The sequence below is a fragment of the Exiguobacterium sp. s131 genome (assembly GCF_018617345.1).
In the GTDB taxonomy this organism is placed as follows: Bacteria; Bacillota; Bacilli; order Exiguobacteriales; family Exiguobacteriaceae; genus Exiguobacterium; species Exiguobacterium profundum.
Genome location: NZ_JACSJX010000001.1, coordinates 1,116,032 through 1,142,910, shown reverse-complemented (window position 1 = coordinate 1,142,910; position 26,879 = coordinate 1,116,032). Strand labels below are relative to the sequence as shown.

The following is a 26,879-nucleotide window of genomic DNA, read 5'->3' as shown; positions in this document are numbered from 1 at the left end:
CTCAGCGGACCGCGATGGTGATGACGCTCATCGCTGGCACGTCGAGGACGAGCTTGCCGTCTTCCGTGACGGTCACGTCATGGTCCCGTGGTGAGACGAGGTCAGGTTGTTCGAACGTATTGTGGGCGTTCAAATGGTCTGCCGTCAAAATCTGGGCCGACACGCCAGAGATGGCGCCGATTCCCCGTAAATCGATTTCGACCGTATCGCCTTGCTCGTGGTCGAGTTGGCAGAGGCTGATGTGGAGCACACCTTCCGCATTTCGCGAAGCGGTGGCGTTCACGGCCGGGATGGCTTCATCTTTGGCCACATAGTTACGTGTGTACGCGGCGAGTTCGACGCGTTCGGCGTCTTGGTGGACGCTGTACATCTCGAACACATGGTATGTCGGCGTGAGGATGAATCGGTCTCCTTCTGTCAAAATCATCGCCTGCAACACGTTGACCATTTGAGCGATGTTCGCCATATGAACGCGGTCGTTATGGTTATGGAAGATGTTGAAGTGGACCGCAGCTACGAGTGCATCTCGAATCGAGTTTTGTTGATACAAGAAACCTGGGTTCGTCCCCGGCTCCACATCGAACCACGTGCCCCACTCGTCGACGATCAAGCCGACACGTTTTTCTGGGTCATACTGGTCCATGATCTGGCCGTGTTTCGTGATCAACTCGTCCATATGGAGAGCGCGCTTCAACGTGATGAACCATTCGTCCTCCGTGAAATCGAGAGCCGAGCCTTTGCCCAACCAGAAGTCACCTGGGATCGTGTAGTAATGGAGGCTAAGCCCATCCATCATCGTCCCTGCTTCCCGCATCAGGACCTCTGTCCATTTATAGTCGTCGATGTTCGCCCCACCGGCGATTTTATAGAGTTTATTGCCGTCATAGTTACGGACGTATGTCTGGTAGCGGCGATACAGGTCCGCGTAATATTCAGGGCGCATGTTACCGCCGCAGCCCCAGTTCTCATTCCCGACGCCGAAGTACGTGAGTTCCCACGGCTCGGTCCGGCCGTTCTCTTGTCGCCAGTTCGACATCGGTGACTCGCCACCGAACGTCATGTATTCCACCCATTCCGACATCTCTTGCACCGTCCCGCTTCCGACGTTCCCACAGATGTACGGTTCACACTCGAGCAGCTCACAGAGGCGCATGAATTCATGCGTACCGAAGTGGTTGTTTTCGACGACCCCGCCCCAATGCGTGTTGACCATCCGTTTTCGGTTCTCGTTCGGACCGACCCCGTCCTTCCAGTGGTACTCGTCGGCAAAACAGCCGCCCGGCCAACGGAGGACCGGGATGTTCAATTTCTTCAAGGCGGCGAGCACGTCGTTGCGAATGCCATCCGTGTTTGGAATCGGCGACTCTGGACCGACCCAGAGCCCTTCATAAATACAACGACCCAAATGCTCGGCGAAGTGACCATAAATGTGCTTGCTGATCGTCCCTTTGTTTAAGTCGGCATTGACGATGAGCTGTGACGTCCCTGTCGTCACGTGCGTCGGTTTGATGAGTTGGTTGTTCATTGTATCTCCTCCATGAAGAAGGACCAACGAAGTGGCCCTTTAGATTATGGTCGATAGTAAAGTTCGTTCCAACGTAGTTCGTTGTTGAATTGGACCGTCTCCGTCTTGGCGTCGATGACCGCGATTTCAACGTCGAGCAGTTCCGCGAAGTCCCGCAGTTGGTCTGTCGTCACTTCATACGAATAACAAGTGTGGTGCGCCCCACCGGCTTGAATCCAGTTTTCGACCGCTTGCGCCATCGAAGGTTCTGTTTTCCAAAGAACGCGTGCGACCGGCAAGTTCGGCATCGCCTCTTCCGGCTGAATGCCTTCGACCGTATTGACGAGGAGACGGAAGCGATGGCCGAGATCGATAATGCTCGCGTTCAACGCCTTGCCGCTCTGTCCTTCAAAGACGATCCGAGCCGGCGCTTCCCGGTCGCCGATACCGAGCGGATGAACTTCGATTCTTGGTTGATCGACCGCAATCGTCGGACAAATCTCCAACATGTGGGCGCCAAGCACCATCTCGTTGCCCGGCTCGAAGTGGTACGTGTAATCTTCCATGAACGAGGTCCGCTCGTTGTTCGCCATGATTTTCATGAGACGGACCAACGCCGCGGTCTTCCAGTCACCTTCTCCGGCAAAGCCGTAGCCTTGCTCCATCAAGCGTTGGACGGCGAGACCCGGCAACTGCTTCATGCCGTGCAAATCTTCGAACGTCGTCGTGAAGGCGGTATAGCCGCCTGCCTCGAGGAACGCTTTCATACCGAGTTCGATGCGACCCTGGTAACGGACCGAGTCGAGGAACTCCTCTTCTGCCATCCCTTTGTTCGTCAGCTCGTAATGAGACGCGTATTCGTCCATCAGCGCATCGAGATCCGTGTCGGTCACGGCGTCCATATATGCGACGAGATCACCGACACCATATCCGTCCACCGTCCAACCGAGGCGGATCTGCGCTTCTACTTTATCGCCTTCCGTCACGGCGACGTTGCGCATGTTGTCACCGAAACGAGCCACTTTTAACACTTTGCTTTCGGCCAACGCATGAGCGACCTTCATCCAGCTCGCCATCTTGCCGCGCGTCGTCTCGTCTTCCCAGTGCCCGACGAGCACTTTGCGTTTGACGTTCATCCGGCTCGTGATAAAGCCGTGTTCCCGGTCGCCGTGCGCCGATTGGTTCAAGTTCATGAAGTCCATATCGATCGCATCCCACGGGATGTCACGGTTGAACTGTGTACCGAAATGGAGCAGCGGTTTTTGCAGGACGCGCATGCCACTGATCCACATCTTCGATGGCGAGAACGTGTGCATCCAGGTGATCACGCCTGCACATGAGTCATCCGCATTCGCTTGAAGCATCATCTGACGGATCTCTTCTGCATTTTTGACGACGCCCTTGAAGACGATCCGGTCGCTGAAGACGTCGGCCGCATCGAGTCCGGCCACCATCTCTTTTGAATGATCCTCCACTTGACGAAGCACGTCTTCGCCGTAAAGCATTTGGCTTCCTGTCACGAACCAAAATTCATATGTTTTCGCTGTCAACATCCAAAGTCCCCCTAATGTGAGGGCGAAGTCTCGGTCATTTTTGGCCGTAGTATGCGTTCGCCCCATGTTTTCGCAAATAGTGTTTATCTAAGATGCTCTGTTTAATCGGTGTCAGGCCAGGGTTCAAGTTCAAGGCGTGAAGTCCCATCTTCGCGACTTCTTCGAGGACGACCGCATTGTGGACAGCCTCATTCGCGTCTTTGCCCCAGCAGAACGGCGCGTGATTGGCCACGAGCACGCCAGGTACGGCGACAGCTTTGAGCATTAACTCATCGAGCGTCTCTAAAATGACGTGTCCGGTCTCAAGCTCGTATGCTGTTTCGATCTCTTCGTCTGTCAATTCACGGGTACACGGGATCTCGCCATAAAAGTAATCCGCGTGTGTCGTTCCAAACGCTGGGATGGCTCGTTTCGCCTGAGCCCAGCTCGTTGCCCATGGCGAATGGGTATGCACGACCCCGCCGATCTCTGGGAGAGATCGATAGAGCGCGAGATGCGTCGGTGTGTCTGATGAGGGACGAAGCTCGCCTTCGACGACGTTCCCCTCCAAATCGACGACGACCATGTCTTCCACGGTCAATCGTTCGTAAGGGACACCGCTCGGCTTGATGACGACCAATCCGGCTTTCCGGTCGATGCCGCTGACGTTGCCCCATGTGAAGGTGACCAAGCCGTGTTGCGGGAGGGCCAAGTTCGCTTCGAGCACGGCTTCCTTCAATCGACGACTTACCATACCGGCTCCTCCTTCACGCGTGACGCGTCGGCTTTGATTTTTTTCAAGCGTTTCATCACATCGTTTTCACCGCGACCGAAGTAGTCGTATAGTTTCGTGTATTCGGCGAACAGAGCATCATACGTCGCGACGTTTTCCGGGATCGGCTTGTACGTCTCTTCTTTGACACGGCCCATCTTCGCTGCCGCTTCCGTGATCGTGGCGTAACCGCCTCGCTCCGCACCGGCCGCCACCGCTCCGAACATGGCCGACCCGAGGGCTGGCGTTTGCGAGGAGGCGGAGATTTTGATTTCCATGTTCAACACGTCCGCATAGATTTGCATCATGAGGGCGTTCTTCTCGGCGATTCCGCCGGCTGCATATACTTCATGCACAGGGACACCGCTGTTCCGGAACGCTTCCACGATCGTCCGTGTCCCATACGCCGTCGCTTCAATCAATGCCCGGTAAATGTCTTCTGGTTTCGTGAGCAATGTCGCTCCGAGTAGGACACCCGTCAAATTCGTATCGACGAGCGTCGATCGGTTCCCGTTCCACCAGTCGAGGGCGACGAGACCGCTCTCGCCGACTCGTTGCCGGGCTGCTTTCTCCGTCAACAACTGATGGATGCCGATGCCTTTCAAGGCGGCCTCTTCGACATAATGTCCTGGGACACACGTCTCGGTGAACCATTCAAAATGGTCTCCGACACACGATTGGCCGGCTTCATAGCCCATCAATCCTGGGATGACGCCGTCTTCGACGACACCGCACATGCCTGGGACGACTTGTTCGTCTTTACCGAGTAGGATATGGCACGTCGATGTGCCCATGACCATCAGCATCTTGCCAGGTTCGGCGATTCCGACGGCCGGTACCGCCACGTGGGCGTCGACGTTCGCGACCGCGACGGCCGTGCCCGGGAGGAGTCCGATCCGCGCGGCGAACGCCTCCGTCAGTTCACCCGCCTTGGACCCGATTGGCGCGATGTCGCGCGTTAGTTTCTCTTCGACGACATTCTCTAGCCGCGGGTCGAGCGCTTTAAAGAACTCGTTTGACGGGTAGCCGTCTTGTTTATGCCAAATGGCTTTATATCCAGCTGTGCAACTGTTCCGAACGACGCGACCTGTCATCTGGGAGACGACCCAATCCGTCGCTTCTAGAATCTGGTCCGCCGCTTCATAGATCGCTGGTGCTTCGTTCAGGATTTGCCACACTTTCGGGATCATCCACTCCGATGAGATTTTCCCGCCGTATCGTTTCAAGAAAGCTTCGCCCCGCTCGGCCGCGATGCGGTTCAACTCGTCCGCCTCGTCTTGCGCGGCGTGATGTTTCCAAAGCTTCACATAGCTATGCGGATTTTGCTGATGTTCCTCGCGAAAACAAAGCGGGTTCAAGTGTTCGTCAATCGGTAAGATCGTGCAGGCTGTGAAATCGATACCGAGTCCCACGACTTGGTCAGCCGTGATCCCCGCCTCTTTGACGACGGCCGGGATGGTGAGTTCTAACACTTCTAAATAGTCTTGTGGATGTTGGAGCGCCCAATCATGCTCGAGACGGGTCACCCCGTCTGGTAAATATTCATCCATGACGCCATGTGTGTACGGTTTGACCGCGGTCGCCACTTCTCGACCTGTCGCTACGTCGACGAGGACCGCACGTCCTGATTGCGTCCCGTAGTCGACGCCGATTGTATAGTTGGCCATATTCATCACCCTACCTTCAAAAGAATGCGCTTACATATAGGATGAAAAAAATAAAGTGTGTGGGCACTCCTGTCTTTTCATCCGTACAACTATTCAAGTACTGTGCTTGATTCGTACAGAAAACAAAAAGATACAATCAAGTTGTACGTATAACTTACACCTTGATTGTATCAACTATTTTAAATTAATCAACTGTTTTAAGTATTTTATTCGAACATTTTTGCGTCAGTTCTGAAAAAACTGTGACACGTATCTTTAAAGCGAACACGATAAGTTGTACGGATATTTACAGTCGTTTGCCGATAAAGACGTGCCCTTGGTCAGACAATCCCGCGAACACGAGCGTCTCTCGCCAATTCTCCCAGTCCCAGCCCGGTAACACGTACCAGGTGATTTCCTCCGGCCCGAAGAGTTTGACAATCGTATCTGTCAGCTTCTCAAAATGACCTCGTTCGCCATACTCTGTCACGAACGTCCCGTCCGCTAGAAGTTGAATCTTACTTGAAGGCAGGACGTCATGTTTCGTCCGGTCCATGTAGATCCACTCCCACTCCCCGACGAGTTCCTCCATCTCGATGGGCCGTTCTTCTTCCCCGGCATATCGTTGCGGAGATACGAGCGGCCAGCCCGATTCCGTCCAGATGATTTTGCGGATGTGCAGTTCGTGCCAGTGCGGGTCCTGCTCACCTCTGACGTGATGGACGAGATAATCCTTGTCCCCGTCATGCAAGACGGAGTTATGACCGGGACCGACCCAACCTTCCCCAGCCCCGAACCGATAGCCCCCTAAAATCTTCATCCCGACTTGTTGCGGGTCGATCTCGAGGTCGGTCATGACGTTCCCATCAAAATCGACGTACGGTCCGGTGATTGAAGTCGAGCGGGCCACACGGATGTGATAGTCCTTGAATAGGGAGTCGTACGAGACGAACAAGTAATAATGGCGATCCACCTCCCGGTAGACGATATACGGTCCCTCGATTGCCCCTTCGACACGTTGATGTCGTTTCGCGATCAACGTCTCCTCACTCCCCGGACGTTTCTTCCCGGTCTCCGGATCGATCGGGAATACATACAGCCCACCGAAGAAGCTGCCGTAGACGAGCCAAGGTTCTCCATGCGCATCGAACGTAATATTCGGATCGATCGCGTTCGGTCCTGACGTCCCAGCCTCGCTCTTCACGACGAGCCCGTGATCCTGCCACGGTCCGTCTATCGTTTCCGCACTGGCGACACCGATATAGGACTGCGTCTGCCCAAATTGTGAAGCCGCGTAGTACATGACATAGCGACCACCCATGAACACGACTTCCGGCGCCCAAAGCCCCGGTGCCCCTGTCCATTCAACAGCCTCGTGCGGAAGTTCTTCAAACGCCAAGCCGACGTATTCCCAATGGATCAAATCCTTTGAGCGGCGCACTTGAATCCCCCCGTTGATTTGATGCCCGTGGGCGGCATCCGTCGAGAACACGTAATACCAGTCCCCGACTTTGATTGACGCCGGATCGTGGGCGTTGTGCGTGCCCCACATCGTTTCGTTCGTCAATCGCTCTAGCAGATAACGTTCTTCTCGTTTCGGACCGTTCAATTTTTGCATGTTTCCGTTTCTCCTTTTATCGTTTTTTGCCCCATACGGCGGTGCCGTCCTCGCTCAGACCTGTGAAGATGATCGTCGGTTGCCAATTCTCCCAGTCCCAAGCCGCTCCGACTTGCGTCTCATACATCTCTTGTCCGACTTCGACCTCGAGGACCGAGCCGTTCAATCGCCAAGACCCGTCCCCGTTTTCGAGCTTTCCGCCTCGTTCCAACGTCAACGTGCTCGAGGCTTGCTGCCCATCGTCGAATCGCGGGAACGTGATGACGTCCCAGTCCCCGACCAGATGGGCGTCGTCGACCTCGACGTCTCCTTCACCTGCATAGCGCTCGGGCGAGACGACCGGCCAACCGTCTTTCGTCCAATACACTTTTCGGACGTGCAACTGTGACCAATAGATGTCCTCACTCGGTCGCGCCTGATGCAACACGAACGTGTCAGTCCCGTCTTGTAAAAATGCCGAATGCCCGGTCCCGACGTATCCGACATCTCCTTCGAAACGATACGAACCCACGATTTTTACGCCCGTATCAAACGACTCATCCGATTCGTCCCGTAAGTCGCGACCACGCGAGTCGACGTACGGTCCCGCGATCGACTTCGAGCGACCGATTCGGACGTTGTACGTATCTTCTAACCAACCATACGACACCATCAAGTAGTAATAACCTGTCTCATCGTTATATAAGATTTCCGGTCCTTCGATGCCCATCGACATGTCTTTCCGTTTGGCGAGCAGCGTTCCTTCTGACGATCCGTCCACTCGCTTCCCGGTGCCTGGATCAATCTCCGTCAAAAAGATTCCCCCAAAGTACGACCCATACGTCATCCACCATTTGCCTGAAGCATCTTGCGTCACATGAGGGTCAATCGCGTTGGCGACACCCCCGTCCCCGTCTTTCGACGTCACGACGGCGCCCTCGTCTTCCCAAGGCCCTTCGATCGTTGACGCGGTCGCTAGCCCGATGTACGACGTGCGGCTCCCGACCCCCGATACGGAATAGTACAAGTGGAACCGATCTCCGATTTTTGTGATCGCCGGGGCCCAGAACGTATTCCCACCGGCCCAAGCGAACGCCTCTTCAGACACTTGATCGAACACACGGCCGACGAACTCCCAGTGAATGAGATCGGTCGATTTACGGATTTGAATGCCGGGCGTCGGAGGACTACCCACCATGTAATCCGTCGAGAAAACGTAGTACGTGTCACCATCTTTAAAGATTGCCCCGTCATGCGTGAAGTTCGTCGTCCACTCGCTCTCTTTGTTGAGCACGTCCGGCGTCACGTCTTCCACCTTTTGTTCAAATGGCGCTTGCGGGAGTGCCGACTCATCGATTGACGCACTCGTCGTCTGCCAGAAGAAAACACCTCCGACCGCGACGATGAGCAACGCCATCCAGACCATCATTTTTTTCATGTTAATCTCCTTTCTCCATCAAAAAGGCACCCGCCTAAAAAAGACGGGTGCCTCTGTCTTGTCACACCTCAGCCCTTCACACCAGAAATCGCAATCGACTCGATGATCTGTTTTTGGAAGATCATGAAGACGATTAACATCGGGAGTAACGCCACGACGGACGCGGCCATGATTAACGGATAATCACTTTGAATTGCATAAGATGCGTTAAAGTTCGCGATGACAAGTTGAAGCGTCTGTTTCTCCGGCGAGTTCAAATACAGAATCGGCCCGAGGTAGTCGTTCCAGATTGCCATGAACCAAAGAATCAATTGCGCGGCCACGGCCGGCTTGATCAATGGGAAGATAATCTTATAGAAGATTTGGAAGTACGAGCAGCCATCAATCTTGGCCGCTTCGATAATCGAGTTCGGGATGCTGTTCAAAAATTGGCGCAAGAAGAAAATCATGAAAATGTTCCCGAACAGCCCAGGCACGATCAACGGTAACAGCGTATCCACCCAGCCGATGCTCGAGAACATCATGAACTGGGGAATCATGAGCACCGGGTACGGGATCATGACAGAAGCGAATAAAAGGAGGAAGATTTTATTCTTGCCTCTGAAGTTCAACTTCGCGAAGGCGAATGCCGCCAAGCTCGACGTGAACGTTCCGACGATTGTGACGGATAATGCGACAATCAAACTGTTCGATATCCCCGACAACAGCGGGCCCATGCTCCAAATTTCCGTGTACTTGCTAAACGAAATATCGGTCGGGATCCATACCGGCGGGAGTGCGAACACATCCTCTTTTGATTTTAGCGACGTCGATACCATCCAGAGCAACGGCGCGATCATGACGACCGCTCCGATGGACAGGAAGATAAAGATGAAGAAATCCGTGATCCGGTCCTTCTTCTTCACCGACATCGTTTCCACGTTCTCTTTTTTCCGTGAGAGAGCTAATTGCATGGTCATTCTCCTTTCCTATACGCGAATCGCTCAATCAAGATCGAACGATGATTTTTCATTCATCCGGAATTGGAGCAACGTGACGATGAAAATGAAGAGCCCGAGGACGAGCGCCATCGCCGATGCGTAACCGAGTTGGAAGTTCCCGAACGATTTTTGCCAAATGTAGAAGACCGCAGAGGCAGACGAGTACTCCGGACCCCCGGTTGGTGTCATGACATTAATTTCCGTGAAGATTTGCGCTCCACCGATGATGTTCGTCACGATGATAAAGAACGTGACCGGTTTGACCATCGGGAGCGTGATGTGCCAAAAGCTTTGCCACGCGTTGGCTCCATCGAGTTTCGCTGCCTCATAAAATGATTTCGGGACACTTTGGAGCGCCGCCAAGTAAAGGAGCATCGTGTAGCCGAGACCTTTCCAAATCGCCATGAGGATGAGCGCGGGTTTAACGGTATCGGTGTTTTGAAGCCAGTTCGGCCCGTCAATCCCGATTAAAGCCAGGAATTGGTTCACCAATCCGTAGTCCCCGTTATACGCCCATTGCCACAAAATCGAGACGGCGGCAATCGACGAGATGACGGGAATGTAGTAAATTACCCGAAACGTGTTCGTCCCAAAAATCCCTCGATTCAACGCTAGTGCGAGCAGAAGCGCGAGGACGATGCCGATTGGAATCCCAATCATCATGAAGAGCGTGTTGTACATCGATTTATAAAAATATTCATCTTGGAACAAATTGACGAAGTTCTCAAACCCAATAAATTTCATTTGACCGAGACCGTTCCAATTCGTGAAGGCGCCGTAAACGGAATACATCAACGGTACGAACGCGAAGAGGAAGAACCCAATGACCGGTGCCGCAACGAACAAGTAGGCGTACCGCTGTTCAGTTCGATATAACTTGGAAATCGATTTTGTTTTCATTGTTCTTCCATCCTTTCAACGTCAGAGACGCGGGTGGCGAACTTCGCCACCCCCGTTTCGACTCTCTGATCAGTTCGCCTGTTTCTCTTGTTCGATCGCCGCATCGAGCAACTTCTGCATCTTCGGCTGCGCCGTCTTCACATAGTCTTCGACCGATGTTTTACCGTCGAGGACAGGCTGGATGTTTTTGAAGAACTCGTCGTACCATTCTGCCGTGTATGTTTTCTCAGCCGGGAAGCCGCGGCCATAATCGTTGATCAAATCAAGGAACTCTTGTTTGTTATCTGGTTTGATTGACGTATCAGCTGCCCAGTTGTCTGCGATTTCCATACTGTTCGGCAATTGGACTTGCGCGTCTACGAGCGCTTGTTGCCCTTCTTGGTCGGCAGACAAGTACATCGCCAACTCTGCCGCTTCCTCTTTATGTTTCGTCGTCGAACCGACGCCAATCCCGAGCGACCCAACCCATCCCGACGCTTTACCGGTAGAACCAGCTGGCCATGGGAGTAAGTCGTATTCGAATTTCAACTGTTCTTTAAATGCCGCCATATCCCACGGTCCGACCGGGAAGAAGGCGAGCTGACCTTTCAACCAACGTTGGTACGTGTCGAGCGTCTGTGTTTCGCCGATTGACGGTGTGATCCCATGTTTCAACTGTTGATCGACGAAGAATTGCAACGCTTCGATGAACTTCGGATCATCGATTGTCACTTTCGTACCATCTTCATTGATCCAGTCTGCTCCATTACTCCAAACGAACGGTTGAAGAGCCCAGTTCACGTTGAAGCCAGTGCCGTACTGATCCATCTTCCCGTCACCGTTCGTGTCTTTCGTCAACTGTTTGGCCACGTCTACAAATTCATCCCATGTATATGGTTTGTCTTTATCCGGAAGCGGGATGCCCGCATCTTCGAACATCGTCTTGTTGTAGCCGAGTGCGAACGGACCTAAGTCTTTCGGTAGCCCGTAAATCGCGCCTTCTCCGAGCGTCTTCCCATCGAAACGATATTTGTCGACACCCTTCTCCCAAATGTCGTCCAACTTGACGTCTTCTGAAGTTTCAACCGCTTCAGTGATATCGAGTAGCACGCCCGAGTTTACATAGGCCTTCACTTGGGCAGGATTATAGAAGAAGACGTCTGGGATTTTGCGACCTGCGATGGCCGATTTGAGTTTCGTGTCGTACTGATCCGGCGCCGTCTGGACCATCGTCACCTTAACGTCTTTATTGGCTTCTTCAAAACGTTTCACCGTCGCTTGATAGGCTTTTAACTCTTCTGGATTTCCACGGAACATAAATGTCAGTTCAACTTTTCCATCCGCGCCTGCCTCGTCTCCCGAACAGCCGGCGATCGCAAAAGAAGTTGTCATCAGTGCTGACATCGTCAACGCAAACATTTTTTTCGATTTACGATTCATTGTGAATTCCTCCATCAATTTATATTCATGTGCAAAGCATGATAAAGATGTACGTACATGTTGAGTTAAATAAAAAAGAAAACTGTATAATGAAGCCCACACGACACTATACATTCACTAGCCAAGAAACCGATATAATTGATAATGAAAGCGTTTTCTGTACAATTCGAGTCTATTACACACGTTCGGACATGTCAATTCGATTTTTATGTATTTTTATATTTCATCCGTACATATTCATAGAAAATTCAGATGCTTTTTTTGCTTATTCATAGTAAACGGTACATTTGTTTGTTAATATGGAAGTAAGATTATATCTTGTACGTATGAGTTGTTCGACGTACATGAGAGAAAGCAGGGACGCCAGATGGCACAACGCACAAAGTACAATATGGTCAAAGATCATATTCTTGAATGGATAAAAGATGGAACAGTAAGACCCGGTGAAAAAATTCCTTCTGAAAATGAATTGGTCCAATCATTTGGAGTGAGCCGTCATACGATTCGACAAGCTGTAGGAGAACTCGTAAACGAAGGTTATCTTTACCGTGAACAAGGCTCGGGCACATATTGTTCCCCGATCCTCCCGACCTCGACTCCCCAGACGATCGAACGTTTAGGCAATGGTAAAAACATCGGGGTCATCACGACTTACATTTCTGACTATATCTTCCCGTCTATCATCCGGGGGATTGAATCCCACTTGGCTTCAAAAGGATATACGTTGACCTTATCTTGTACGGATAACAACGTCGAGAAAGAACGGCAGTGCCTCGAGATGATGTTAGATCGTCAAATTGATGGGTTGATAGTCGAGCCGACGAAGAGCAGTAGCTACAATCCAAATATCAAATATTATTTAGAACTCGAACAACAGCATACGCCGTATTTGATGATTAACCAATACTATTCGCAGTTGACGCCTCCTTATTTGATTATGGATGACGAGAAAGGTGGGTTCTTGGCTGCCGAACATCTCATCAAACTTGGACATGAGCGCATCATGGGACTCTTCAAAACAGATGACCTTCAAGGGGTCCATCGGATGCGCGGCTTTATACGCGCGTTCCGGGAATACAATCTTCCCTTAGAGCCAGAATTAATTATAACGTATACGACAGAAGAACTTGTGCCCTCTTTTTATGACGTGATTCATCAAGTTTTTGAGAACGCGGACGAACGGCCGAGTGCGATCGTCTGTTATAACGACCAACTCGCCCTTAACGTGTTGGACCAGTTGAGAAATCTACGCCTCTCTGTCCCGCAAGACGTCTCACTCGTCGGATATGACGACTCGGTACTTGCCGTCGCGACAGAGGTGAAACTGACTTCGATCATCCACCCGAAGCAAGAATTGGGTCGTGCCGCAGCCGAGTGGATCATCGCAGCCGTCGAGAAAAAGGATACGCCACCGTCACATACGTATGAACCTGAATTGATTGTCCGCAACTCGACCGCACCCTATAATCGTCTCGAATCTAAATTAGGCTGATTCACTGCTAACTTCTTGGAGGTCCTCATGAATTTAAAACATGAACATAACAAGCTATTCCAAGCGCTCGAATTTGTCACCAGCCTGGTACAACTGAACGTGGTCTTCTTACTGACCATTCTGCCTGTCATCACGTTGTTCCCGGCCTTGTACGCTTTACATGCCGTCACACGGCAATGGTCGGTCAACCAAGATTACAGCGTGTTCCGCGCCTACTTCCGTTTCTTTAATGAAGGAGTGCGCCGTCATTATAAGCTCGGTATAGCCTGGACCTTGTTTGTATTCGTCTTGTTGATCGACTTTTTGCTCATTCGTCAAATCGATACCGGGCAAACGATTCTCTTCACCGGTCTGTTCGTGATCGGATTTGTCTTTACCTCCCTATCGTTATTCCTGTTTCCGATTTTGACGCACTACGATATGAAGACGATGGATGCCTTAAAGTTGGCGTTATTCAGCATCATGCGATACGGCTATATTGTCGTGCTCGCGCTCTTGTTATTCACAGCGCTTGGTATGCTCGCGTATCGCTCTCCGCTCTATTTGTTGTTCGGCTGTTCGTTCATCGTTTTTCTAAAAACGAAACTCTATCTCCACCAATTAAATCGTACTATAACGAACAATCATATCGATATCGACTCCACGTAATATTGAATTTTTCCATCTACTTTAACAAAGTAGATGGTTTTTTATTTGAATCTAAGAAGAATGGTTTACTCATCTGTCAATTTCAATAAATATGACCAAATCACTTCTTTAGGTTGTTTAAGTTCTATTCAAAATGAATAATACAGTTCTTAGTTAGTGAGGAGGCAAAGCAATTGGGCTTTTCCGTTAATGACTTTATTGAGGATACTCCAGTTTTTGGTGACTTACATTATATTTTGCATTATGACAATGAATCAGAACGAAGAGACACTTTAGTCTTTTCGAAAACATAGTTCAGTCCTTCATTACTGAAAGAAGCTGATTTCATTAGACTACAACAAGCAACCCTTCGTATTAATAAGTAGGCTTTAGAAAAATGTGCTCCCTAATAAACTATGTATGTCTCTTCATTCCTTTATATGCTACTTATAGTTCCATACTTCAACATACTTGATCACCTCAAGTCGTTTCCTATCCAATTTTCCAACCGCTGTATAAGGCAACTCCTTCACAAACACGATTTCTCGTGGAAGCTGATAAGTTGTCAGTCGTTCGCGCAACCAGCTCACCAGTTCTTCTTCTGTCAATTTTTCATCATATAACTGTACGTATGCCTTCAAGATGTGACCGGCGTACACATCCTCTATCCCGACGACGGCGGCGTCCTCGACATTCGGATGGTCGCGTAAAACCGTCTCGACTTCCCCAGGATAAATATTGTTTCCTGCCGAGATGATCAAGTCGTCTGTTCGTCCACACAAAAAATAATAGCCGTTCTCATCCCGGTATCCGACATCACCCGTTTGAATCCAGCGGTTCTTCCTGCTTTGCATGGACCACTTATTTCGTATGCAAAATTCACCGATGGCCCCTGGCTCGACTTCCGCTCCATCTTTCACTACCTTTAAGTCCCCTCCCGGAATCCTTCTCCCGAGCGTATTCGCATCATACTGTAAATCTTCTGGCGTGGCGATCAGATTCAAGCCCGCTTCCGACGTCCCATAGAGATTGTATAAGACGCTCCCCAACTCGTTATGGACTTCACGGACTAAAACGGGATGAAGCTTCGCACCACCGGACGCGATACAAGCGAGAGAATGAAGTGATGTTGGATTGTGTCGTAACATTTTGTGGATCATGAGCGGGACGACCGTGACCACTTCTACCTTGTGTCGCCGAATGAGGTCACAGGCTCTCTGCACATCAAAGCTCTCTTGAATGACGACCTGTTTCCCTAGGGCTAGAAAAGATAAAAGGATGGCGATGCCGTAGCCATGGTAAATCGAGGTGGCAATATAGGCAGTGTTGAATGACGGCAACTGCAATCGGTTCATTAGAGCTGCGAATGGAGCCAGAAAGTGAAAGAGGGATGGTTTATGAGTCACTTGTTTCGGTTTTCCGGTAGTACCGCCGGTCAACAGCACGATCTTCCCGCTCGAGGCGGCCGGAAGCTTTCCTTTTTTATGTCGCTTCGAATCCGATAAACTATTGATTGATACCTTTTCCTCATGATAGCTGACAAGTGTCGAACGTTCGTAAGACGAGTTTTCAATTAAGTTTTCAAACTCATCATCGTAAATCAAAAGATCGAATGGCTGTTCTTCTACGAGTCGGTTGAACTGCAGTTGACTCATCGATGAATGAAGCATGTAGATGTCTGCACCGAGTCGTGAAGCCGCAAACATCCCTTGTACGAAAGACGAGTGGTTGTGACAGAGAAACGCAACTTTTTGTCCCTTTTTAACCCCATACTGATTAGCGAAATGATAAGCGAGGTGTTCACAGCGTGACTTTAGCTCTAGATACGTCACTGTTTCTCGGCTATCCACTAAAGCCGTTTTTTGACTCCCTGCTCTTTCAGTCAATGTAAAAAGAAGCATCAAGTTGATTCCATTTTGACGGATTGCGACGAACAGACGGCCTAGATTCGATGGTGATAGAAACTGGAGCTGCGACAAGACTTTCAATAACTTAACCATTCTTATTGTCACGCTCCTTTCTCTTAAGGAATGCAGGGACCATCCAGTCTATCGGTCTTCTGAAAACAAGTGATGCTACTTGACCGAGGAACAACCACCACGGCTTATATACTGTTCCTTTCGTATACAAGGCATGTCCGATTAATTCTGCCACATGTACCGGTGACATGGCAGGTGAATGCTGATAAGCCAGCGTCGGTTTGATCATCGGAGTTTTTACTAGCGGTAGATATAGAGTCGTCGTGGATATATTTTTGATTGTGAGTTCCGGACCCGCGGAGCGAAACCACGTATCGAACGCGGCTTTTGATGCCTGATAGGCTGCCCAGTGAGGGAAAGGATGAAGTAACACATTGATGGTCGACACATTGACGATCTGCCCGTTCTTCTTTTCGAGCACCGGAATGAGCGACAAAATCAATTGTACGGGAGCAAAATAATTGATTGCCATCGTCCGAGTGAAGTCATGGTATCGATCGAGTGACTCAGTGATGGGACGATTGATGGAGATTCCAGCATTGCTGACGAGAACATCCAATCCGTCCGGTAGTTGATGGAGATACGCCAGCAAACCATTCCGTTCGTCTTCAATTCGAAGATCTGCCGGGAACACGGTCACCGTGGCTGACCCCTTTTCGATTTCAGACTTCATGGCGTTCATGTCTGATTCTCTACGGGCAACGAGAATCAGATGCGCGGTTGTCTCCGCTAGTAAAAAAGCGAACGCCTGCCCGATTCCTGAGCTCGCTCCAGTAATCAATACCGTTTTCCGATCCAACGCTGACTTCATTTTCTGATGATCGAAGGAAGGAAATCGGAATAGGAGTCTCTCTAGTAACGTGTAGTCATACATATTGCCAGCACCTTTTTTGATTTTTACAATAGAACGATCACGAACTAAATAAATCTGTATGTTTAGAAGCAAAGTTACTGCTCTTGTATACATGTAATTCCAAATGATATATAACAATTTAACGAACAGAAAATGAAGTTCCCAAGATGAACGTCAGCCTTAATTACTTCAATGACTACAAAAAATCTAGCAAATCTAAATCTTCACTACATTTATAAAAGAAGTTTGGACCAATCATGGCTTTAATCATTTCAGATAGCTGATAGTACGAGGGATCATCAATCAAATTCATCAACTGGAATACATACCCTTTGTTAAATGCAACTCCATCATAACAATTATAGTCTTCGACCTCATTTGGAATAGAAACTGAATTCACGTACAACAATTCATCACTCCAATAATTAAGCCATTCCACTTCCTTAACTTTAGAAAAACCTGTTTCGTACATGAGATCCTCTCGTTCTTCAATCCTTCTAGATATTGATGCTTGGAATGGACCCCACTCTCGACAAATTCGATCAAATAACCGAATCCATTTGTCCTTTTCATTCAGAAAAGTTGTCTTGCTGATCACAAAAACGAAACCAACATTTCCTGGTAACCCATCTTTCAAATTATGAATGTTGAGATAACCTTTACTATTTTTTAATCGACAAATAAAGCTGTAAAAATCATCGTTGCCTTCTGTCCACATCTTCAGAAAGGTGTCATTCGAAAACTCAGTTCTAAGTGGTTCGTAAAATCCCATCTTTCCGATTTCAATCTGAAACGTTTCGAAGATATTTAGCATCTGTAATGCCCATTTTTCATTCTCTAAGTCGTGAAAAAAGTTAAAACTAAGCCTTACTTCTCTCATATATTTTCAACTCGCCCTATATTCATTTTTTAAATCCAAAAATGACAAACTACACTTCATCATTCAACAACAACATTATGAAAGATCTTGATTTTATACAACGAACAGCAGTATACACCTTCAACATGAAATGTATACTGCTGAATTAATATTTCATCATTCATTTCCTTATTTCTTACCATTCGCTTATCTAGTGAAATTATCGAGGATCGCCTGCCAGCCTAGTCGTTGCATTTCAACCGGATTCATCGATTCCGCATCAAACACCTCGACCACCTTCGTCTGATCCCCTTCTGAAGAAAATGAAATTCTGACTCTCCGTTCATCCTCAAGGCGATACTGAATGAGCTCATTTACTTCAACTTCCTCATATACCCCTTCAAAATCAAAGGCCATGCTCTGATCTTTCGCTTCCATCCGACTACGAAACTTCCCATCGATCCGTAAATCATTTTCCGCTTCGGTCGTATGCCAATCGTCAGACGCATGATTCCATTGTTTGATGTGGTCAGGGTCTGTCCAGAGTTTCCAGACTGTGTCGATTGGTGCATCGACGAGAGCTGATATCGTCACTACATTTGATTCCATGATTCGTTTCCCCTTTATTCTACATTTTTAATCAATCACGAATACGCTGTATGCCCTATATGACGAACGCAACATGAGATTACTTCCCTATTGATTACGTCATCTCCTGCTCTCATTTCAACGATTGAAAGATACCCAAAACAAAAACCTTGAATGGCACTCAAAATCGAGTTCATTCAAGGTTCTTTTCATTTCATCATTGAAACTTAACTCTTGGCAATCCCAAGCATAAATCCAGCGACGACAATCAACCCGATTCCCATGAAAACAAAGACGCGTTCTTTTGTCGTCTTCTCTTCTTTCAAGAGATAGATCCCACCAAGTGTCGCCACGACGACGTTCAATTGGGATAAGGCGAACGAAGTCGCAATCCCCACTTCTCCGCTTGAAACGAAAAGTCCGAAGTTCCCGATTCCCCAGGCGAGCCCGGCCAAGATATTTTTGAATGTACGTGGATCCAGTTTCTTGACGTCCTTTTCACGAAGACTGAACAGAAGTGCCGCGATGAACATCCCGACGGATTGTGGAAGAATCGCGGTGATCCCTTCTACTTCAAAATAGTTCGTCAAGACGGCATACGTGACGTAACCAATACTCGAAACGAATAGGACGAGTAATCCCTTTTTCAAAGCTCCGGCACTGTCCTGATCTTTCTTCTGTTGGTATGAAGTCATAGTCGCCCCGATGATAATCAAGACGAGCGCTGAAAACCCTAACCATAGCTCCGTCGATGTCTGCCAGTCCCCGAGTACGATGACCCCAAAGAGTGACGTCCCAACGAGTTGCATCCCCGTGCTGATTGGCATCGCTTTGGAGACGCTTAAGATTTGGAACGATTGGAACTGCAAATATTGACCGAGCGCCCAGAACGCCCCTGAGATAAATCCGGTCACGATGGCGAGTGTCGTGAACTCCGGTCGGAAGACGAGGGCAATCACTGTTGCCATGATCATCGCCCCGATGGTCGTTCCGATTAACTGCTGAATCGGTTTTCCTCCTACTTTCGACACGATGAGTGGAATACTTCCCCACATGAGTGCCGGTAAGAGTGCCAAAAGAATCATTTCCATGAAGCACACCTGCTTTCTTAATATAACGTCTAACATGAAATTCCCACGTCTCCAATTTTATAAACCTAAATTCAAAAAGGGAATTGCCATGTCGAATACTACGATGATATAATGATTTCGAACGGGGCATTAGCTCAGCTGGGAGAGCGCTACGCTGGCAGCGTAGAGGTCAGGGGTTCGAGCCCCCTATGCTCCATTAATTGGTCACATCTCGAATGAGGTGTGGCTTTTTTATTGGTATGGTGCGATTCAACCTCTTTCTGAACGGGTAATGATAGTTAGACTTTTTCATATAAGGGGGAATTTTGATGGAACGTACATCTGTAGAAGAAACATTGACGAGCGTGATCGAATGCATGCGCGCATGCAACCACTGCTTCTCAAAAAGTTTGCAAGAAGAGGATTTACACATGTTCACCGAATGCATCCGCCTGACTCGAGAATGCTCAGACATTTGTACTTTAGCTTTAAATGCCTTAGAAACAGATTCAGCCTTTTCAAAACCAATCGTTGCTTTATGCGCCCAAGTCTGTGATACGTGTGCGGTTGAATGCGGACGACATCAGCACGACCATTGTCAAGCCTGTGCCAAAGCATGTGAGCGTTGTGCGGAAGCTTGCCGAACACTTGTTGCCGCTTAAGCACGACATTCGTCTAACTTTCTGTTAGACTTTTTTTATTGCTTACGAAAGAAGGTAAACTATGAACCATACCATTCTCGCACTTGACGTGGAGACCGCTAACCGTGATAGTCGCAGCATCTGTTCTGTCGGATGGAGCATCCTTCAAAATGGAGATGTGGTCGAAACCGACCAGCGACTCGTCAATCCGGAGGAAGACTTTGATATGGGTAACATCCGCGTCCATGGCATCCGTCCGAGTGACGTGTGGGATGCACCGGCATTACCGGAAGTACTCTCCTCTCTTTACCCGATTTTACGGGAAGTGGACCTCGTCATCGCACATAACGCCTCATTTGACATGGGTGCCTTGAGAAAGGCGATTGTAAAATATGATCTATTCGATTTCCCGACAATCGAGTACGGTTGCACCGTCAAACTGTCACGTAAACTGTATCCAGGACTCCCGAACCATAAGTTGAACACGATGGCAGAACACTTGAACGTGCCGTTTATTCATCATGATGCTGCGGAAGATGCTCGCGTATGCGCGCTACTTATGCGAGACATGATGCAAAAAACCGGCATCACAAGCCCAAAAGAATTACATCGCTATACGTCCGTGAAAACAGGAACGCTCGCATATTAAACCGGTCATGAAATCATGACCGGTTATTTTTTGAAAATCCATCTCTTCTGGACATAATAACTGACGAAAAAGAGAGAACTATCGACGACTACTTTTAGGATGACCTCGCCTTGTCTGAGCAAGAGAAACAAGAGATAAACAAGGAGTGCTGAAACGGCCATTTGAAGCACGACGAGACTAAAATATTTCGAAAGAGACCGCCGCGCCTTCGAATCGAAGACTACTTTTCGATTAACGAGATAATTGAAGAGAGAGGAAATGATTCGAGCGATGACCGTCGCGATGACGACGTGAGCTGTATCGAAGTATGGGGATAATAAATAAATAAAGAGCGCATACATCCCTACGTCGACAAGGAACGAGGCGACAGAGGATAACGAATACATCAAAAACATCCGATAAATTAAAATCGAGTCGAGAATCGGTCTAAAATGGGATGAATCATTTTCATTCTCATATACGGTCTGGATGGTCGTTTGTTGAATCGGAACCTGCAATCGTTTCGTGAACGTGAGCATATTCATCTCGAACTCATATCTATTTCCAGGAATGTCAATCAGTTGTCGCGCATATCGCATCGGGATGGCTCGAAGTCCCGTCTGCGTGTCTTTTAACTTCAGCCCGCTCCCAATCAACATCACGAGCCGTGTCGCCTGATTGCCGAATCGGCTCCAGAACGGAATCGCATCTCCGCTAAAATCTCGACATCCCATGATGAGATGATGTGGTTTATTCAACCCTTCCTCATAGACGCTGACGACATCTTGCGGCAAGTGCTGCCCGTCGGCATCGACCGTGATGACCCCCGTTTTATCCGGATATGTGTCCACCACATACCGTAACCCCGTCTTGATTGCTGCTCCCTTCCCTTGATTCTGTTCGTGCGTTAACACTTGGTCGACAAATGATGCAATCTTATCAAATGTGCCTACCGACGATTCGTTACTACCGTCATTGACCACAATGATGTTCGCAAACCCACTCGCCCTCAACTTCTCCACGAGTGTGACGAGTGCCTCATCAGGGTTATAGGCCGGAATCAAAATCGAATACGCTTGGCGTGTTTCCACTTCATGCATCTGCATCGCCACCCCTCCTTCAATTCCTCTATACCCGAAGCAATGAATTCTCATTCCCAATAAAAAAACATCAGCCCTAAGGCTGATGCATGTACTCACCCGATAAAGATCAAGTAAGACGAAACGAAATAGACAACGACAACGAGTAACGAAGGAATCACATAACGTACCTTCGACGTGACATTTTGTCTTAGCACACTATACATGACGAGGATCGATAGGATGGTGATTCCGACCGCAGATACGAGGTGTGACGTCGAGACATCTGCGAGAATCGATCCATTCCGATAGAAGACATCTGACATGGCGATAATCAACATGTTGAAGATATTCGAGCCGAGAATCGAACCGAATGCCAAGTTGACATTACGTAGTTTGAGCGCCATGAACACAGCGACCGCTTCCGGGAGTGACGTCGATGCCGCAATCAAGAAGCTACCGACAAAACTAGAACCGAGTCCTGTGAAAACGGCAATTTGATCACCTGTGATGGAAAGGGCTGTTCCTGCCGCCATGATTACGATTGCAGCAATGATGAATCCAAAGACCGCACGTTTCAGCGTGATCTCTTCATATTTACCGACGACCACTTCTTCTTCGACTTCATGCTCCGCGACCGGCTCTGTCGGTTGTTTCCCGATATAGTAGATTCCGATACCGTATAGAATCGCAATCAAGAGCGCGTCGACTCCGATTCCGATAAACGTCATATCAACGCGAACGATCAAAGCAATCAACGTCGTGACGGTCAAGAGTAACCCAAGTCCGGCCGTGTACAGGTGGTCCCGACTCGCATAGTTGAACAATTGCTTCTGTCGGAAGTATAGGTCGAACATCGCTAAGATAAAGATATTGAATAGGTTACTCCCAAGCATGTTCCCGATGGCAATGTCGGGGTTGTCAATCATGACAGCCGATATACTCGTTGTCACTTCCGGGAGCGACGTCGCTCCTGCCAATAAAACTGTACCGACGAGCATCCCGCCCATTTTCGACTTTTCAGTCATGACGTCGGCGTACGTTGACAATTTGATGGCGGCGTAGACGGTGATGGCCGCGGCCAGTAAGAAATAAACAAATACCATTTTTTCCTCCTCCTTGGGTAAACAAAAAAGACCTTTTTATGGACGACAAAAACGCCCATAAAAAGGTCTTGCGGACTTGTAAAAGCTCGATGGACCGAGTGCGTATGCACTGTAATGACGACCCATCGACCACAACTGTGGTCGCTACTCCCCTTTTTATCTTCCTTTTGACTATAGCATGAAGAGAACTAGTTGACAATCGAGCGGCGCATGAGCGCGAGAAGCTCCTGTGGGTCGAGAGCCGTCCGATATGCGAGTTCTTGCATCCCCGCGAGCTTCTCGGGTAACAATGGCGTGATCCAACCCGCTTCGTGAAGTCGTTTTCGGAAGCACACAATCTCTTCGTCATCAATCGTCTCTCGCGCAACAATCTCTCTTAATTCATATGCCGTTTGACATAGTGGTGCCGATTCTTGCAACCATTCGTCCTCGATGAAATAAGTCAACATGGATTCGAGGAGTCTTGCCACTTTTCGATCTTTCGCATTCTTCTCACCGTAAAACAATAGATGGAGTTCTTGTTCATACAAGCCAATCAGGTCTGTCGAGCTCCGAAATGGTTCAAATGCTGACAGCAACTCATGGTAATACCACGATTGGTCCCGCATCGGCCGTTTAAAACGTTGCCACACCTTCATCCCTTCCATCTCAAGATCATAACGGATGGAGCGGAGATTATGTAGCTTGTCCGCCACGAGAAGTGCGACTTCATCAAATTGAAGTGACTGCACCTGTTGAAGTGTCATCCGTTTTCGCTGTTCCCACGACTCGTCACGATTTTTCTCCGAGACCGCGAGAACGAGCCTGTGAACGTCAGAACCGAATTTTGATAAGATTTCTTGTGGGTCTGTCTTCGTGTCCTCAACCAAATCATGAAGCAATCCTGCCGCCACCACTGCCGGTGCTTGATGATCGGACTCAAGAAGCATGGCGACCGAGAATGGATGTGACAAATATGGAATGGTTGAACCTTTTCGATACTGTCCTCCGTGACGAATAGACGAAAAACGCAGTGCTTCTTCAACGAGTGGATTCATGTCACAATCCTCCTTCTTCCGGATGAAAACTCTTCTATCCCTTACCCGGAATTAGGTATAAATAACCTAAATTCTGACCAGTTTTAGGTATATTGTCGCATCATTCTTCATAAATCATTTTTTTCGTCATTCCCCCATCGATGACAAGATTATGACCGTTCACAAAACTGTTTTGACGGTCAATCAAGTACTGCACAGCGCGGACGATATCTTCCGGTTCACCGACCCGTCCTGATGGGTGCTGCTCATGATCAATCTCGCGTAATGCCTCATCGGACGTATGAATCCATCCTGGACTGATCGCATTCACTGTCACGGGGCGATCGCCTAATGAGATGGCGAGTGAATGGGTCAATCCAACGATGCCTCCTTTAGATGCACCATATGCGTCCCAATGCGGCTCATTCTGGAAGGCACGTGTCGAGGCCATGTTGACGATTCTTCCGTACGACTCACCTTGATTCAGTTCTAAAAAGTATTTCGCACAACTAAATGTCCCGACTAAATTGACATCGATGACTCGCTTGAACGTGTCAATCTCAAGCTCATCAATCGGCTTGACTAGCGAGGCGATCCCTCCGTTATTGATCAGCACATGGGCTCGACCAAATTCGTTGTGAATATCGTCAAAGACACGCTTAAGTTCAGACGTGTCTCCAAGGTCTACTTGATAAAAGCGTAACCCTTCGATATCCGGATCATCTCCAATGTCTAGCCCGATCACTTCATACTGATTTACGAAAGCTTGTGCAATCGCATAACCAATTCCTTGACTAGCTCCTGTTACAATCATCACGTCTGTCATCATTCATCCCTCCTAAAAGACTGTATACCCAAATCTCGATTAGTCGGACCATAGTTTTCGATTCGAAGTCGTGATCACACTCGCTCCCGCATCAAGTGCCGCCTGGACTTCCTCCTTTGTTTCAATCAGCCCACCTGCGAAAACGGGTATCCCCGTCTTCTCCTTCACACGTTGAATATACTTCGGCACAATGCCTGGCAGTACTTCAATATAGTCTGGTTTTGAACGTTCAATGTGTTTGATACTTTTCTCTAATGAGGTGGAATCAATTAAAAATAAACGCTGCACAGTGACCACATCATTTTGCTTTGCCTTGACGATGACGTTTCCTTTCGTCGAGATGATGCCGAACGGTTTGAACGTCTGACAGACATACTCCGTCGCATACTCGTCGGCCTTCATACCTTGTATCAAATCCATATGGATGAACACTTTTTTATCATGCTTCCTCAATAATTTGGAGATGGAGTCCAATCGGCTCATATGAATCTCTAGTAACACCCCTAATTCGAAATCACTCGATAAAAACCGCTCTAAATCCCGCATGTCCCGTATCGCCGGTAAGATGGATTGACCATTGATCATCAACTATTCCCCCTGTCTCTTTCTCATTATGCAGATAGCGTATTTTTAAAATCAAGGTTTACTCATTCAATATATCGGGAAAATAAAATCAACTTGTGCAGAGGGGGATTTGAGTATGGTCAATGAAGTGACTGTAAAAGTCGAAACACCGACTCCAGAACAACACCAAGCGTTACGCGTGAAGGCGGGGATGCCACGACGTTCTGATCGAGGCACGGTGAAAGGACTTCAAAATACGCTTTTTGGGATTTGTTTATACTTAGATGATGAGATTGTCGGAATGGGACGTGTCGTCGGTGACGGCGGAATGGTATTCCATTTAGTAGATATCGTCGTAGACCCGGAGTGCCAGGGTCTTGGACTCGGAAAATTAATCATGGAGCATTTGATGGACTGGATCTTACAAGAAGCGGATGAAACGGCCATCATTAGTCTAATCGCAGACATTCCAGCCGATGGGTTGTATCGACAGTTCGGTTTTGATTACTCACGACCTGAATCCGTCGGAATGGAGTATCAATGGAATCAAAGAGAAAGCTAATTGGCGTCATGAGAGGAGATGACGTATGGATGGATTAAATATCATCGTGTTGCTCGGATTGGCGCTCACCCTCATCTCTGTCCTCAGTCTCCTGATTGAACGATTATTCTTCCCGAGTATTTTAGCGTTTATCGCAATCGGGGTCGGGTTCGGGTTTTTCTGGGATGGGAATGAAGTCTTTAAAGTCGCGGGAGAGATTGGAATCATTCTTTTGTTTTTCCTACTCGGTCTAAAGTTTCCACTACGTGAACTTTGGAAGCGCATGCGAAAAGTATGGAAGGCGGGAATACTCGATATCATTCTGTCATTCGGGGTATCGTTCGGGATTGCATTAGCATTTGGTCTCGACTTCCCTCGCGCCTTTTTAATCGGGGCCGTCTTATATGCGACGAGCTCCTCCATCTCTGCGAAGCTGCTTGAGCGGCATTCCGAAAAACATGAAGATATTAAAGAGTTTGTGCTCGCATTACTCATCTTTGAGGATATTTTTGCCCCACTCCTCTTGACGGTCGCCCCTTTCATCATCCAAGAAGAACCGGTTGCGATGTCCGATATCGGAAAAGTGTTCGCAGGATTTCTTATATTTGGCGTACTCTTGTTCATCGGTTCGAGCTTCGTATCCAAGCAACAAAAATTTTCGAAGCACTTACTGCGACAAGATGACGCGAGCATCGGTCTGATTGGACTCATTCTCTTTTTCGCAGGAATCGGCATGGTGTTTGGATTATCTGAGATTTTAGGGGCATTTATCGCCGGGATCATGCTCGCAGATATCCACGATGTGAGACCGCTGAAGCGTTTGACCGTACCCGTCCGAGATTTATTCTTGCCGATCTTTTTCATCTCGTTCGGTATCTCGATCAACCTCGAGAAAGGCGTCATCGTAAATGCACTCTTCTTCGTCTTGATTGTGTGGGGAGTATTATCCAAATGGATTGTCGGACGCGTCGGGGGCAGAATCTATGGCTTGACGCGTGTTCAGGCGAATGAAGCCGGGTTCTCACTCGCGCCACGAGGGGAGTTCTCTATTTTATTCACCGCCCTTTCGAACGGGGCCATCAACTTGTTTGTCGGTCTCTATATTTTCGTGTCAGCCATTGTCGGAATCATTCTGTTCCGTTTCTCAGAGTACTTGGCAGAAAAAACGGAGAAAACCCTCACGAAAGTCTTACCTGACAAGAAAAAAGAAGAATGAATTGGC

25 protein-coding genes and 1 tRNA gene are annotated in these 26,879 nt (G+C 48.6%); 7 read left to right on the top strand and 19 right to left on the bottom strand.

Features of this window, described 5'->3' with window-relative positions; translation table 11 throughout:
• Position 1 precedes the first annotated feature (1 nt).
• From KNO69_RS05935 to KNO69_RS05895, 9 genes are all read right to left on the bottom strand, one after another.
• On the bottom strand, positions 2-1,525 hold the full coding sequence (locus KNO69_RS05935; RefSeq protein WP_214816688.1) for an alpha-N-arabinofuranosidase: 1,524 nt from the start codon (positions 1,523-1,525) through the stop codon (positions 2-4).
• Between the two features lie 44 nt (positions 1,526-1,569).
• Positions 1,570-3,057, bottom strand: coding sequence for an L-arabinose isomerase (araA, locus tag KNO69_RS05930; RefSeq protein WP_214816685.1), 1,488 nt, complete (start codon positions 3,055-3,057; stop codon positions 1,570-1,572).
• A gap of 34 nt (positions 3,058-3,091) precedes the next feature.
• Complete coding sequence (araD, locus tag KNO69_RS05925; protein WP_214816682.1) at positions 3,092-3,790, bottom strand: L-ribulose-5-phosphate 4-epimerase; 699 nt, start codon at positions 3,788-3,790, stop codon at positions 3,092-3,094.
• Complete coding sequence (gene araB / locus KNO69_RS05920; RefSeq protein WP_214816680.1) at positions 3,784-5,481, bottom strand: ribulokinase; 1,698 nt, start codon at positions 5,479-5,481, stop codon at positions 3,784-3,786. Before araB ends, araD begins: the two co-directional genes overlap by 7 nt.
• Before the next feature lie 280 nt (positions 5,482-5,761).
• Positions 5,762-7,072 (bottom strand): arabinan endo-1,5-alpha-L-arabinosidase, encoded by a 1,311-nt coding sequence (locus KNO69_RS05915; RefSeq protein WP_214816678.1) that lies wholly within the window; start codon positions 7,070-7,072, stop codon positions 5,762-5,764.
• A gap of 16 nt (positions 7,073-7,088) precedes the next feature.
• Entirely contained in the window at positions 7,089-8,489 is a 1,401-nt protein-coding gene (locus KNO69_RS05910; RefSeq protein WP_214816676.1) for an arabinan endo-1,5-alpha-L-arabinosidase, read from the bottom strand.
• Between the two features lie 68 nt (positions 8,490-8,557).
• On the bottom strand, positions 8,558-9,400 hold the full coding sequence (locus tag KNO69_RS05905) for a carbohydrate ABC transporter permease (protein WP_031200025.1): 843 nt from the start codon (positions 9,398-9,400) through the stop codon (positions 8,558-8,560).
• A gap of 72 nt (positions 9,401-9,472) precedes the next feature.
• On the bottom strand, positions 9,473-10,369 hold the full coding sequence (locus KNO69_RS05900; RefSeq protein WP_214816674.1) for a carbohydrate ABC transporter permease: 897 nt from the start codon (positions 10,367-10,369) through the stop codon (positions 9,473-9,475).
• Between the two features lie 69 nt (positions 10,370-10,438).
• Positions 10,439-11,788, bottom strand: coding sequence for an ABC transporter substrate-binding protein (locus KNO69_RS05895; protein WP_214816672.1), 1,350 nt, complete (start codon positions 11,786-11,788; stop codon positions 10,439-10,441).
• A gap of 367 nt (positions 11,789-12,155) precedes the next feature.
• Between KNO69_RS05895 and KNO69_RS05890 the strand changes: the two genes are divergently transcribed.
• Together KNO69_RS05890 and KNO69_RS05885 are read left to right on the top strand one after the other, a co-directional pair.
• Positions 12,156-13,280: a GntR family transcriptional regulator gene (locus KNO69_RS05890; protein WP_214816670.1), complete on the top strand. Its 1,125-nt coding sequence runs from the start codon at positions 12,156-12,158 to the stop codon at positions 13,278-13,280.
• Positions 13,281-13,307: 27 nt separating this feature from the next.
• The gene (locus KNO69_RS05885; protein ID WP_214816668.1) at positions 13,308-13,928 is read left to right on the top strand and encodes a YesL family protein; all 621 of its coding nucleotides are present in this window, start codon (positions 13,308-13,310) and stop codon (positions 13,926-13,928) included.
• A gap of 422 nt (positions 13,929-14,350) precedes the next feature.
• Here KNO69_RS05885 and KNO69_RS05880 read toward each other — a convergent pair whose 3' ends face one another.
• The 5 genes from KNO69_RS05880 to KNO69_RS05860 all read right to left on the bottom strand — a co-directional run bounded on the left by KNO69_RS05880 (position 14,351) and on the right by KNO69_RS05860 (position 19,277).
• A complete protein-coding gene (locus tag KNO69_RS05880) occupies positions 14,351-15,907 on the bottom strand; it encodes an AMP-binding protein (RefSeq protein WP_214816665.1) in 1,557 nt (518 codons plus the stop codon).
• A complete protein-coding gene (locus KNO69_RS05875; RefSeq protein ID WP_251124869.1) occupies positions 15,900-16,685 on the bottom strand; it encodes an SDR family NAD(P)-dependent oxidoreductase in 786 nt (261 codons plus the stop codon). The genes KNO69_RS05880 and KNO69_RS05875 overlap by 8 nt, the downstream gene beginning before the upstream one ends.
• A gap of 250 nt (positions 16,686-16,935) precedes the next feature.
• Complete coding sequence (locus tag KNO69_RS05870; RefSeq protein ID WP_214816658.1) at positions 16,936-17,619, bottom strand: hypothetical protein; 684 nt, start codon at positions 17,617-17,619, stop codon at positions 16,936-16,938.
• Positions 17,620-17,805: 186 nt separating this feature from the next.
• Positions 17,806-18,207, bottom strand: a complete 402-nt coding sequence (locus tag KNO69_RS05865) for an SRPBCC family protein (protein WP_214816655.1) — start codon at positions 18,205-18,207, stop codon at positions 17,806-17,808.
• A 206-nt stretch (positions 18,208-18,413) separates the two neighbouring features.
• On the bottom strand, positions 18,414-19,277 hold the full coding sequence (locus KNO69_RS05860; protein ID WP_214816652.1) for a GRP family sugar transporter: 864 nt from the start codon (positions 19,275-19,277) through the stop codon (positions 18,414-18,416).
• A gap of 123 nt (positions 19,278-19,400) precedes the next feature.
• On the opposite strand from KNO69_RS05860, the gene KNO69_RS05855 reads away from it, so the two are divergent.
• The 3 genes from KNO69_RS05855 to KNO69_RS05845 all read left to right on the top strand — a co-directional run bounded on the left by KNO69_RS05855 (position 19,401) and on the right by KNO69_RS05845 (position 20,546).
• A tRNA-Ala gene (locus tag KNO69_RS05855) sits at positions 19,401-19,473 on the top strand.
• Positions 19,474-19,585: 112 nt separating this feature from the next.
• The gene (locus tag KNO69_RS05850; protein WP_012726406.1) at positions 19,586-19,918 is read left to right on the top strand and encodes a four-helix bundle copper-binding protein; all 333 of its coding nucleotides are present in this window, start codon (positions 19,586-19,588) and stop codon (positions 19,916-19,918) included.
• Positions 19,919-19,979: 61 nt separating this feature from the next.
• Positions 19,980-20,546 (top strand): 3'-5' exonuclease, encoded by a 567-nt coding sequence (locus KNO69_RS05845; protein WP_012726407.1) that lies wholly within the window; start codon positions 19,980-19,982, stop codon positions 20,544-20,546.
• Between the two features lie 23 nt (positions 20,547-20,569).
• On the opposite strand, the gene KNO69_RS05840 is transcribed toward KNO69_RS05845, so the two are convergent.
• From KNO69_RS05840 to KNO69_RS05820, 5 genes are all read right to left on the bottom strand, one after another.
• Complete coding sequence (locus KNO69_RS05840) at positions 20,570-21,631, bottom strand: bifunctional glycosyltransferase family 2/GtrA family protein (protein ID WP_214816649.1); 1,062 nt, start codon at positions 21,629-21,631, stop codon at positions 20,570-20,572.
• A gap of 89 nt (positions 21,632-21,720) precedes the next feature.
• Entirely contained in the window at positions 21,721-22,710 is a 990-nt protein-coding gene (locus KNO69_RS05835; RefSeq protein WP_214816647.1) for a sodium:calcium antiporter, read from the bottom strand.
• A 188-nt stretch (positions 22,711-22,898) separates the two neighbouring features.
• Entirely contained in the window at positions 22,899-23,747 is an 849-nt protein-coding gene (locus tag KNO69_RS05830) for an HD domain-containing protein (RefSeq protein ID WP_214816644.1), read from the bottom strand.
• A gap of 100 nt (positions 23,748-23,847) precedes the next feature.
• Positions 23,848-24,555, bottom strand: coding sequence for an SDR family NAD(P)-dependent oxidoreductase (locus KNO69_RS05825; protein ID WP_214686868.1), 708 nt, complete (start codon positions 24,553-24,555; stop codon positions 23,848-23,850).
• 36 nt (positions 24,556-24,591) lie between these two features.
• A complete protein-coding gene (locus KNO69_RS05820; RefSeq protein WP_214816641.1) occupies positions 24,592-25,137 on the bottom strand; it encodes a glycerol-3-phosphate responsive antiterminator in 546 nt (181 codons plus the stop codon).
• Positions 25,138-25,252: 115 nt separating this feature from the next.
• Between KNO69_RS05820 and KNO69_RS05815 the strand changes: the two genes are divergently transcribed.
• Together KNO69_RS05815 and KNO69_RS05810 are read left to right on the top strand one after the other, a co-directional pair.
• Complete coding sequence (locus tag KNO69_RS05815; protein ID WP_047795266.1) at positions 25,253-25,678, top strand: GNAT family N-acetyltransferase; 426 nt, start codon at positions 25,253-25,255, stop codon at positions 25,676-25,678.
• A 25-nt stretch (positions 25,679-25,703) separates the two neighbouring features.
• Positions 25,704-26,873: a cation:proton antiporter gene (locus KNO69_RS05810; protein ID WP_214816637.1), complete on the top strand. Its 1,170-nt coding sequence runs from the start codon at positions 25,704-25,706 to the stop codon at positions 26,871-26,873.
• The last annotated feature ends 6 nt before the right edge of the window (positions 26,874-26,879 follow it).

Bases quoted from the DNA above. Each gene is read 5' to 3' on its own strand.
- KNO69_RS05865 (WP_214816655.1), bottom strand. From the start codon at position 18,207: ATGGAATCAAATGTAGTGACGATATCAGCTCTCGTCGATGCACCAATC.
- KNO69_RS05890 (WP_214816670.1), top strand. From the start codon at position 12,156: ATGGCACAACGCACAAAGTACAATATGGTCAAAGATCATATTCTTGAA.
- KNO69_RS05815 (WP_047795266.1), top strand. From the start codon at position 25,253: ATGGTCAATGAAGTGACTGTAAAAGTCGAAACACCGACTCCAGAACAA.
- KNO69_RS05910 (WP_214816676.1), bottom strand. From the start codon at position 8,489: ATGAAAAAAATGATGGTCTGGATGGCGTTGCTCATCGTCGCGGTCGGA.
- KNO69_RS05905 (WP_031200025.1), bottom strand. From the start codon at position 9,400: ATGTCGGTGAAGAAGAAGGACCGGATCACGGATTTCTTCATCTTTATC.
- araA (WP_214816685.1), bottom strand. From the start codon at position 3,057: ATGTTGACAGCGAAAACATATGAATTTTGGTTCGTGACAGGAAGCCAA.
- KNO69_RS05840 (WP_214816649.1), bottom strand. From the start codon at position 21,631: ATGCAGATGCATGAAGTGGAAACACGCCAAGCGTATTCGATTTTGATT.
- KNO69_RS05825 (WP_214686868.1), bottom strand. From the start codon at position 24,555: ATGATGACAGACGTGATGATTGTAACAGGAGCTAGTCAAGGAATTGGT.
- KNO69_RS05830 (WP_214816644.1), bottom strand. From the start codon at position 23,747: ATGAATCCACTCGTTGAAGAAGCACTGCGTTTTTCGTCTATTCGTCAC.
- KNO69_RS05860 (WP_214816652.1), bottom strand. From the start codon at position 19,277: ATGGAAATGATTCTTTTGGCACTCTTACCGGCACTCATGTGGGGAAGT.
- KNO69_RS05895 (WP_214816672.1), bottom strand. From the start codon at position 11,788: ATGAATCGTAAATCGAAAAAAATGTTTGCGTTGACGATGTCAGCACTG.
- KNO69_RS05835 (WP_214816647.1), bottom strand. From the start codon at position 22,710: ATGGTATTTGTTTATTTCTTACTGGCCGCGGCCATCACCGTCTACGCC.
- KNO69_RS05845 (WP_012726407.1), top strand. From the start codon at position 19,980: ATGAACCATACCATTCTCGCACTTGACGTGGAGACCGCTAACCGTGAT.
- KNO69_RS05935 (WP_214816688.1), bottom strand. From the start codon at position 1,525: ATGAACAACCAACTCATCAAACCGACGCACGTGACGACAGGGACGTCA.
- araD (WP_214816682.1), bottom strand. From the start codon at position 3,790: ATGGTAAGTCGTCGATTGAAGGAAGCCGTGCTCGAAGCGAACTTGGCC.
- KNO69_RS05820 (WP_214816641.1), bottom strand. From the start codon at position 25,137: ATGATCAATGGTCAATCCATCTTACCGGCGATACGGGACATGCGGGAT.
- KNO69_RS05915 (WP_214816678.1), bottom strand. From the start codon at position 7,072: ATGCAAAAATTGAACGGTCCGAAACGAGAAGAACGTTATCTGCTAGAG.
- KNO69_RS05850 (WP_012726406.1), top strand. From the start codon at position 19,586: ATGGAACGTACATCTGTAGAAGAAACATTGACGAGCGTGATCGAATGC.
- araB (WP_214816680.1), bottom strand. From the start codon at position 5,481: ATGAATATGGCCAACTATACAATCGGCGTCGACTACGGGACGCAATCA.
- KNO69_RS05900 (WP_214816674.1), bottom strand. From the start codon at position 10,369: ATGAAAACAAAATCGATTTCCAAGTTATATCGAACTGAACAGCGGTAC.
- KNO69_RS05870 (WP_214816658.1), bottom strand. From the start codon at position 17,619: ATGAGAGAAGTAAGGCTTAGTTTTAACTTTTTTCACGACTTAGAGAAT.
- KNO69_RS05810 (WP_214816637.1), top strand. From the start codon at position 25,704: ATGGATGGATTAAATATCATCGTGTTGCTCGGATTGGCGCTCACCCTC.
- KNO69_RS05885 (WP_214816668.1), top strand. From the start codon at position 13,308: ATGAATTTAAAACATGAACATAACAAGCTATTCCAAGCGCTCGAATTT.
- KNO69_RS05880 (WP_214816665.1), bottom strand. From the start codon at position 15,907: ATGGTTAAGTTATTGAAAGTCTTGTCGCAGCTCCAGTTTCTATCACCA.